Raw genomic sequence first — 8,372 nt, 5'->3', positions numbered from 1 at the left:
CAGGACGATACAGCAAAGCGAAACGCTGAGGGCCAGCGATTCATCCCCCACCGACTATGTCGGAAGGAGTTTTCTCGCTGATACATCATAAATCTTCTACGATGAATTCCTGACCTTTTGTGTAATAACCACACCTGCATTTGGTTTCTGTAATTGTAAGTTTTACCTTTGCCATGTTTTCTCCTCTACAAACCGTATTTTGATCTTATAAGCACAAATCCGTAAACAGATCATTAAAAATCCGCCTTGTCTTTTCCCCGTCCTCATAAATGGGACTATGAGCGCATCCTTCATAGAAAAAGAACTTTTTCTCAGGTGCTTCCACCATTTCATAGTATTCCTTCTGTAATGATGTACAGCAAGTCATATCGTTTTCACCTGCAAAAAAATATATGGGTATGTCTATATTTTGAATCTCTTCAAAAGCATTGAATAGCCGCGATTCATTAGAAACCTCATATTTTCCGGAAACTATCTTTCCCCTCCAGATGTTGATTCGCTCACCTGGTGTGTAAGCCTTTATCCGAAGGCTCGGAAAGAATAAATCCGTTATTACATTATCCATATCGGATGTTGTTCCGACTCCGAGAGAGTGCATGGCCTCGTCGCGGAGGCTGGAATTAGTATATTTTCGGTAATCCTCTTCTGAGTCCTTTATTTTGTATTCATCGAACTTCGAAGCCATTGAGCTGTTACCCTGTTCTTCGTAACACTTTCGCATATAATCATACGCTATCAGCTCCGACTGCTGCTGATTACAAATCTGAGACATTGCAAAATATGCAATATAATTCTCCGGAAACTGTTTCACGGCATTGAGCGCGATATATGTTCCGAACGAATGACCCATTATATAAATTTTGTCCTGACTAAACCTATCTTTTAGATAATTTGTTACCTGTAAAACATCATCTATAAACCTGTCCTTAGTCATGCTGTCCGGATCGGTACTGCCGTCAAATGACAGCCCTGTCCCTCTGTAGTCAAAATAGCATACAGTAAAATACTCGGGTAGCACGGAAGGATAGAGACTTTCCAAGAGATATTGCGGTATTCCCGGCCCTCCGCCACAGACTAAAAGTACAGGATTGTCTTCCTTATCAGATAATAATATAAGCCCCAGCTTTGCTCCATCGATTTCCAGTGTTGTCTTCTCGCTAAGACTGTGTCCTTTAGGAAGTCTGTCCAAACTTGGAGGGAGTACAATTATTATGATAAGTATTAAAACTACTGGCATAATTATCCATATCATTTTTATTGCCCACCAATGATTTAATATGTACAAAAATCAATTTTACTATACCTATAATGCAATAAGAGACCAATCCCCACACATGAAATGGTCTCTTCTGCACTGATTTAGATAACGTGAATATTATTGATCAGCATTCGCTTAGTTCTTTTAATATTGTAAAAGCTTGCTTATTTTCAATTTTCGATATAACAATGTTGGCTTCCTTGATATTCAGGATCTACAAGCAAGTAATGAATAAAAGCAATTGTCTCACCATCATCTATCCTCGATAAACGCAAGACACCAGCCTGCATACTCCGTGCTGCCAAGTTTGCTTTCAGCCCAACGAATCATCTTCTCTGTCAGTTTCATCTCCGATTATCTGTCGCAGTCTATTACAGGACATATCATCTGAAGGTCATATGGTTCCTTTTCAGCAAGTTCTTTTATAGGAACGCTTGCCAGACCACTTCCCATTGCTCTGTAAAATGCAATCGTCTCCTCAGAAGAACAGGCAGATATGTACAGAGCCTGTGCACCAGCTTTTATTGCTTCCGCTTTTCCAAATTCAAATAATCGTCTGCCAACACCTTGGCCTCTGCATTCAGAAGATACCTGCATCATATCAAGAATCATGTAAGGACCGTTTAGTTTCTTTAATAGCCCAATAAAGCCAACAACTTTATCATTTTCTAATGCGATGTATGTAATATAGTCATCACTGCTTATTTGCTTTGCCACAGAACGCTTTTGGCTTAAGTCCCAATCTTCGGTATATTTGCATTCTACTAATGCATATTCTCCGTCTATTCTTCGATATACTTTATTTACATTCTGTTTTCTGTTATATGAATCTAATGATTCTAAACAGAAATTTGTCTCTGATAATAATTCGATTTTTATCAAATGATAATTCCCCTTTCATCACTCACATTTCTTAATATAATAAATGAATTCATTATCCCGACTCACTTCAACATATCCCAGCTTGGTATAAAAGGCTCTTTTAGATATTCCATTAAGTGTCAAAGCATCAGAAGTGCTTGCTTTTACAAATTGTAGGCTCATATCTTTACCCTCTTCTTTTCATCATCAGATAGCAGTTAATCCCATTTTTATAAAAATCAGGTAGTTCTCCAACACACTTATACCCCAGATTTTCATATAATATCTTCGCTCCCGGGTTAAAATCATCTACAGTTAAGAAATATTTTGCTGAAGAAGAATCGGAAGCATTATCCTCAAAAAACTTCATCAGCTGCTTACCGATACCATAATTCCTGTATTCTTCCTTTACTGCAACAATATGAAGATAGGGGTAGCTTCCAAAAACACCATTTGTCATGTAGTAAATAAACCCCAGGCATTTCTCATTTTCATCCAATGCAACATATACGTTTTTTTGTTCCACTGCATATGTAAGCATATTAGTTGCCTTTTCATGATCGCTAAAATACGCTCTTCCTAAATCAGAATTTTGCAAAATGTCTATGCAGCTATCAATATTTTTCATATCTGCAAGTTGAATATGAATATCCATTTTTCTCTTACGCTCTTCACACATTATTTGATGCTTCCGTTTCTTTTTGCCAAATAAAATCGATATAGTACTTCGTTCGCATCGTTGAGATCTTTGTACATTTTTTTCTCTGTAAATGAAAAGCCTACACTTTCTATCGTTTTCCAAGATGGGACATTATCCTCACGTATAGTGGCAATTATCTCATTTTCATCATAATGCTCGAAGAAATAAGAAATATACGCCTTTGTTGCTTCTGAAGCGTATCCATTATTTCGAAAATCTGCTCCGATAAAATAAGTAACGCCCACTTTCTGCAAATCCTCATAATATGAACATCCGACAGATCCGATAGTCGAGCCTGTTCTTTTATCTTCAATCACATAAGCAAGATAAGATTTTCGAGGATTGTCCTCTCGCGCCAGATTTTGCGCTTCTATAATCCAGTCATCCATCCAGGAACTAGAATCTTTGTCAAAGCCTATATCATTAAGGCTCCCATCAGAAGCCATATGAATGAACGTCTCTCCGTCCGTCAGTGCTATATCTCTGATTATCAATCTATCAGTTTCTATTAACATATCACTCTCCTACAACTCCCCTTTCTGAAACAAAAGGAGCGCTTAAATCATAATCCGAGATTTCGGAAATGGGTACAGGCAGTTTAAGACCGATTTTGGAATCCATGTAATTAATATGTTTTGAATAAGCATCGTTGCCACTTCTGTCCACAGAATAAAGCTGTATCGTATCATTTTGCAATGAAATAAAAGCATGCCCAAAACCTGCAGGAATCATTACTGCCAGTGCATTTTCTTCTGACAGTTCAAATGACTCCCATTGAAGATAGGTTGAGGAGTCTTTTCTCAAATCAATAACGTAATCCATACCTCTGCCTTTTATGACTGTCACAAACTTCGTCATTGGGCTACTCTCTTCTCTGTAGTGAATTCCAAAAAAAGTTCCTTCTTTGGGCATGCTATAGATTCTTGTCTCCCGGGCATTGAAACAGGCAGTGTTTTCATCAAAAACATATTCCAGAGATCCACGGTTATCAACACGCGAATGGAGCCTATATATTTTTACTTTTCCAAATATTTCTTTTATCATCATATCCGCCTCAATATAAATCTGTATACTTTAACACTTCCATCCATTTCTTCAGACTGGATATCAAAGCCGCATCTTTCTGTATAGAATTTTACGTTTTGACTTTTGTCCACAGGTGTTACCAATGTAAATGTCTTCCAATCAGAATAATGTGTTATTGCAAATCGCATTGCAGTCGTTCCTATTCCTCTTCCCTGAAACTCAGGAATTACACATAAACATCCGACTTCATAATTACCCGCTTCCAGCTCCCTGCATGAAATGACGCCAACCGGTTTACTTTCATTAAGAATTATGAATTTGGGATAATCAATTATTGACTGCTCCATCTCTTCTTTTGTCCTTCCATACGCCGGACATTCACCATACTTTACATAATCATCAAAAAACGCAGCGTTATATATATCTACAACCAACTCTGCATCAGACACCTCAGCATTTCTGAACTCAATCATTTTTTATTACCCCTCTTATTTCTATACCCATCCATCCCGGATATCATCACATTCAGTGATATCTCAAAGCTCTCTTTCAATGATATTGGATTCCCAAAGGAATTATGAATCTGAAGCATAATAAAACCTTCAAGAAAAGCCCTGTATGTTCGAAGCAAGTGATTAGCGATCTCACGATCTATCCCTAAGCCATCTGTCTGCTTGAAGAAAAAAGAATATAATCCTTCTGTGGCAGAAAGCAGCGTGTCATCTGAGTATTTGTTATACCAGAGCATCGCTTCAAATACGCCAGGATTCTCCATTGTAAACTTATAGAACTTTTTTCCGTACTCAAATAGATTTGCTTTTTCATCTGAAGAATCAATTCCTCTGACAACATCTTCCGATACAGTTTGCCACCCATATATCATAAGACTTCTGTGCATATCTTCTATGGTCTTCATGTGGTTGTACAATGACGGCTTCTTGATTCCTAAATATTCTGACAGTGTAGTAACCGACAAGTAAGACAGCCCCTTTTCGTTGGCCAGTTCTGCAGCTTTTTCTACTATTTCTTCTTTAGATAATCCTGTTCTTGGCATAACATCTCCTAATAAAAATCAACTAACATTGTTAGTTAATATTATACTAACAATGTTAGTTGTTTCAAGTATAAAGTGTAATATAAATTATCTTGTCAAATTTGAATTATTCTCTTTACTATTGCACAACGATCTCCAAATAACCGACAATTTGAGACTGTTCTGCAGCTTCAGATCCGTAATATCTTCTATTCATTTTGTAACGTCTTCAATCGGAAGCTGGATCTCAGTCAGCCATTCTTCCTCAGATTCTTTATTCCAGATTCCGTCAATATAACACTCTCTGGCAAGACCTGCTACTGTATATCCGTTCTGGTCTGCATATTTCATAAGAAATGCATAAGCTTCACCGATATTAGCATAAGAGCCCTTATGATAGATGCTTCCGTATTTCTCCTCTGTACCAATTGCTTATATTTCCATATCTTCCAGAATATCAACCGCGGATTCTACCATTCTCGGACAAATATCCTTAAAAAGTCCATTCTCCCGGGCATAGAGCATCCCCGCTTCGGAGGATATGTCACAGCCAAGTATATCCTTGCAGATATATGAAGCATTCTTTTCTTTGAATCTTTCCATAAACTCAGCAGCCTTGGGATAAGCAGTTGCTTTATAGTCGGGTCCGTCTCCGTATTTCAACCCGATCACCATGATTGCCCCGGATACAGCACCACACACTTCACCTTTTCTCACGCCCCCGCTGAAACATGCTGCCACTTTCATAGCCTGAGCTACCGTCAGCCCATAATCTTCCGCGTATGCTCCAAGAACTGCCTGCGAGCAATTGAATTTTTCATAAAATATCTTCATTGCTTTTTCTTTGTGTGTCATAGATCTTGACTCCTCTTACTATAGTTTTTTCTGCATCCATAACAGATCATACCATCTGTCAAATTTCTTACCTATAGTCTTCATGTGAGCTACTTTTGTATATCCCGATCGTATATGAAACTTATAGCTGTCATGTGTGAGATATTCATCCTCTTCATCACTATAGGCGGCTCCTGCAAGCAAGTTGACTATGTCCTGTTCTTTAAGCCTTTTTTCCAGCTCTTTGTACAACAACGAACCGATACCCTGTCTGCGATAATCCTTATCAACATAGATAGATGTTGTTGCTGTCCAGTTATAAGCTTCTCTAGAACTATATGGTCCCGCATACGCATAGCCGACGATCCTGTCTTTTAATAAGCACACCATATATGGATATTTTTCTTTTGTTGTCTTGATCCTGTTTTCAAAATCTGCAACTGACGGAACTTCATATTCAAAAGAAACAGCGGTATTCAGAACATAATATGAATATATCTCCACCAGTTTATTAGCATCTTCGGGATCAGCGTCCCTTATAAACAGTTCTCTTTCCATATTACCTCCAAAGACAATTAGTAATCACCCATATGGATATTCCTTGCTAAGATCTATCCTCATTGATACAATACCATTTTCCTCTGATAATTCTTCGTATCCCAAACGTTTATATAGGCTATATCCAATTCTCATAACTTCCGGTTTCGTTGTGAAAATCAATTCCTTAAACCCAAGTTCAAAAGCCTTATCCGTCATTGCTTTGAGCATTATCCTTGCATATCCTTTTCCTCTGTATTCCGGTCTGATAAACAGACGCTTTCCTTCACAGGTTTCGTCGCTTATTTTCTTTATGGCAACACAGGCAATGGGTTTATCTTCTTCATATCCTACTATTATCGCTCCACCTAAATAATACCCAGGCAGATCATTCAATTCCTTATCAAAGGAAACAAAACAGCTTTCTGCCCCTTTGATATGCGAATACTCAACAAAAAGCTCTTTCACAATATCAGGATTAGTACACTTTTTCGTTTCAAAAAGCATAATATTCTCCTCCATATCCCTGACATCTCCTATAAGAATTTTTCAACTTCCTTAGCCTTAAGAACCTTTCCGGCTGAAACAACTTTTCCGTCGATCATAAGAGCCGGCATACTCATCACTCCGAAACCCATGATCTTTTCCATATCCGTGATATACTCTATCTCCGCATCGATCCCTTTTTTCGCTACTGCTTCTTTTGCAGATGCAAGGAGAGCCTCACAGCTTTTGCATCCTCCGCCTAATACCTTGATATTCATGACCATATCCTCCTTCAGATGAATAAATATTGAAATAAGTTGAAACCATACCCGACAATGATGATACCCACTGTACAGATGGCTATAAATGTTCCTAACAGTTTTGGCTTGATAGCTTTCTTCAGCATAATGAGCGACGGAAGACTGAGTGTAGTCACTGCCATCATAAAGCTTAAGATCGTACCGAGCAAAGCTCCTTTGTACAAGAGTGCCTCGGCTATAGGGATCACACCAAAGATATCAGCATACATCGGAATACCCAGGATTGTTGCAAGTATCACTCCAAAGGGATTTCTTCCCCCAAGCACTGCCCTGATCCAGCTTTCCGGAATCCAGTTATGTATCACAGCCCCAATCCCGACTCCTATCAGAATGTATGGAAACACTTTCTTAAATGTAGATACTACTTGGTCCTTTGCGTATATTAAACGCTCTTTAACAGGGAGGCTCGGAGTTTCTATTTCAACGCTGCTGTTTGCATTCCTGATAAAATCCGCGACCTGATCTTCCATATGAAGTCTCTCGATCAATGTACCACCTGCAACAGCGATCATAAGTCCCATCACAACATAAACGATAGCTATCCTTGCCCCAAAGATGCTCATAAGCAGCACGAGGCTCCCCAGATCCACCATCGGTGATGAGATCAAAAAAGAGAATGTTACTCCAAGCGGTAATCCGGCACTCGTAAATCCCATAAATATTGGGATGGATGAGCACGAGCAGAATGGTGTCACGGTTCCAAGCAAGGCTCCTACGATATTTGCTCCGATTCCGTGAAATCTGCCCATTATCTTCCTGCTACGCTCCGGTGGAAAGAAACTCTGGATATATGAGATCACAAAGATCAGCAAACAAAGAAGGATCGTGATCTTTATAACATCATAGATAAAAAAGTGTATGCCGGAGCCTATCCTGCTATCTATATCCAATCCTAATGCAGACAGGAGTTCCCCGACCAAATTGTTCAGCCACTTCATTCCCAGGATCTGTGTCTGAATAAAGTTCCACATCATGCTTTCCCCTTACAGCATTTGCCGGTAGTTTCATTACAGAGAGTTTTAATAAATCCACAGAATTCTTTCATGATGTCCGTGTTTATTGAATAGTAGTGCCACTTGCCTTCTTTTCTGTCGTTAACCAGTCCCGAATCTACCAGTATCTTCATGTGATGAGAAAGAGTCGGCTGTGTAATATCGAACTTTTCAAGAAGCTTGCATCCGCACTTCTCCTGATCAGAAAGCATCTTAACTATTTCCATTCTGTTGGGATCTCCAAGAGCCTTACATATCAGCACTTCGTCTAATTTGGCCATAATCTTCTCCTTATATAGATGTTTATCTATGTGTTGATAATAGC

At 38.8% G+C, this 8,372-nt stretch carries 14 protein-coding genes; all 14 read right to left on the bottom strand.

Annotation, left to right across the window (positions count from 1 at the left end):
- Nucleotides 1-205 precede the first annotated feature (205 nt).
- Nucleotides 206-1,237, bottom strand: a complete 1,032-nt coding sequence (locus G630_RS22585; protein WP_242829960.1) for an alpha/beta fold hydrolase — start codon at nt 1,235-1,237, stop codon at nt 206-208.
- Between the two features lie 375 nt (nt 1,238-1,612).
- Nucleotides 1,613-2,140 (bottom strand): GNAT family N-acetyltransferase, encoded by a 528-nt coding sequence (locus G630_RS0117400; protein WP_026499332.1) that lies wholly within the window; start codon nt 2,138-2,140, stop codon nt 1,613-1,615.
- 166 nt (nt 2,141-2,306) lie between these two features.
- The gene (locus G630_RS0117390; RefSeq protein WP_196805820.1) at nt 2,307-2,747 is read right to left on the bottom strand and encodes a GNAT family N-acetyltransferase; all 441 of its coding nucleotides are present in this window, start codon (nt 2,745-2,747) and stop codon (nt 2,307-2,309) included.
- Nucleotides 2,748-2,797: 50 nt separating this feature from the next.
- The gene (locus tag G630_RS23915) at nt 2,798-3,334 is read right to left on the bottom strand and encodes a GNAT family N-acetyltransferase (RefSeq protein ID WP_026499330.1); all 537 of its coding nucleotides are present in this window, start codon (nt 3,332-3,334) and stop codon (nt 2,798-2,800) included.
- A 1-nt stretch (nt 3,335) separates the two neighbouring features.
- Nucleotides 3,336-3,866 carry a dTDP-4-dehydrorhamnose 3,5-epimerase family protein gene (locus G630_RS22575; RefSeq protein WP_049946286.1) on the bottom strand — a complete coding sequence of 177 codons (531 nt, stop codon included), beginning with the start codon at nt 3,864-3,866 and terminating at the stop codon, nt 3,336-3,338.
- Entirely contained in the window at nt 3,863-4,318 is a 456-nt protein-coding gene (locus G630_RS0117375) for a GNAT family N-acetyltransferase (RefSeq protein WP_024865550.1), read from the bottom strand. Before G630_RS0117375 ends, G630_RS22575 begins: the two co-directional genes overlap by 4 nt.
- Nucleotides 4,315-4,899 carry a TetR/AcrR family transcriptional regulator gene (locus tag G630_RS22570; RefSeq protein ID WP_044959747.1) on the bottom strand — a complete coding sequence of 195 codons (585 nt, stop codon included), beginning with the start codon at nt 4,897-4,899 and terminating at the stop codon, nt 4,315-4,317. Before G630_RS22570 ends, G630_RS0117375 begins: the two co-directional genes overlap by 4 nt.
- Nucleotides 4,900-5,091: 192 nt before the next feature.
- Nucleotides 5,092-5,280, bottom strand: coding sequence for a GyrI-like domain-containing protein (locus G630_RS24430; protein WP_330363834.1), 189 nt, complete (start codon nt 5,278-5,280; stop codon nt 5,092-5,094).
- A 30-nt stretch (nt 5,281-5,310) separates the two neighbouring features.
- Nucleotides 5,311-5,733 carry a C-GCAxxG-C-C family protein gene (locus tag G630_RS0117360; protein ID WP_026499329.1) on the bottom strand — a complete coding sequence of 141 codons (423 nt, stop codon included), beginning with the start codon at nt 5,731-5,733 and terminating at the stop codon, nt 5,311-5,313.
- A gap of 18 nt (nt 5,734-5,751) precedes the next feature.
- The gene (locus G630_RS22565; protein WP_044959745.1) at nt 5,752-6,270 is read right to left on the bottom strand and encodes a GNAT family N-acetyltransferase; all 519 of its coding nucleotides are present in this window, start codon (nt 6,268-6,270) and stop codon (nt 5,752-5,754) included.
- A gap of 24 nt (nt 6,271-6,294) precedes the next feature.
- Nucleotides 6,295-6,756 (bottom strand): GNAT family N-acetyltransferase, encoded by a 462-nt coding sequence (locus G630_RS0117350; protein ID WP_196805819.1) that lies wholly within the window; start codon nt 6,754-6,756, stop codon nt 6,295-6,297.
- A gap of 29 nt (nt 6,757-6,785) precedes the next feature.
- On the bottom strand, nt 6,786-7,013 hold the full coding sequence (locus tag G630_RS0117345; protein ID WP_026499327.1) for a thioredoxin family protein: 228 nt from the start codon (nt 7,011-7,013) through the stop codon (nt 6,786-6,788).
- Between the two features lie 14 nt (nt 7,014-7,027).
- Nucleotides 7,028-8,029 (bottom strand): permease, encoded by a 1,002-nt coding sequence (locus tag G630_RS0117340; protein WP_330363832.1) that lies wholly within the window; start codon nt 8,027-8,029, stop codon nt 7,028-7,030.
- Nucleotides 8,026-8,328: an ArsR/SmtB family transcription factor gene (locus tag G630_RS0117335; RefSeq protein WP_026499325.1), complete on the bottom strand. Its 303-nt coding sequence runs from the start codon at nt 8,326-8,328 to the stop codon at nt 8,026-8,028. Before G630_RS0117335 ends, G630_RS0117340 begins: the two co-directional genes overlap by 4 nt.
- Nucleotides 8,329-8,372 lie beyond the last annotated feature (44 nt).

It is taken from the genome of Butyrivibrio sp. WCD2001 (genome assembly GCF_000424485.1).
Classification (GTDB): domain Bacteria; phylum Bacillota; class Clostridia; order Lachnospirales; family Lachnospiraceae; genus Butyrivibrio.
Note: the sequence above shows the minus strand (reverse complement) of the source record. Positions and strands in the feature narration are given on the sequence as shown.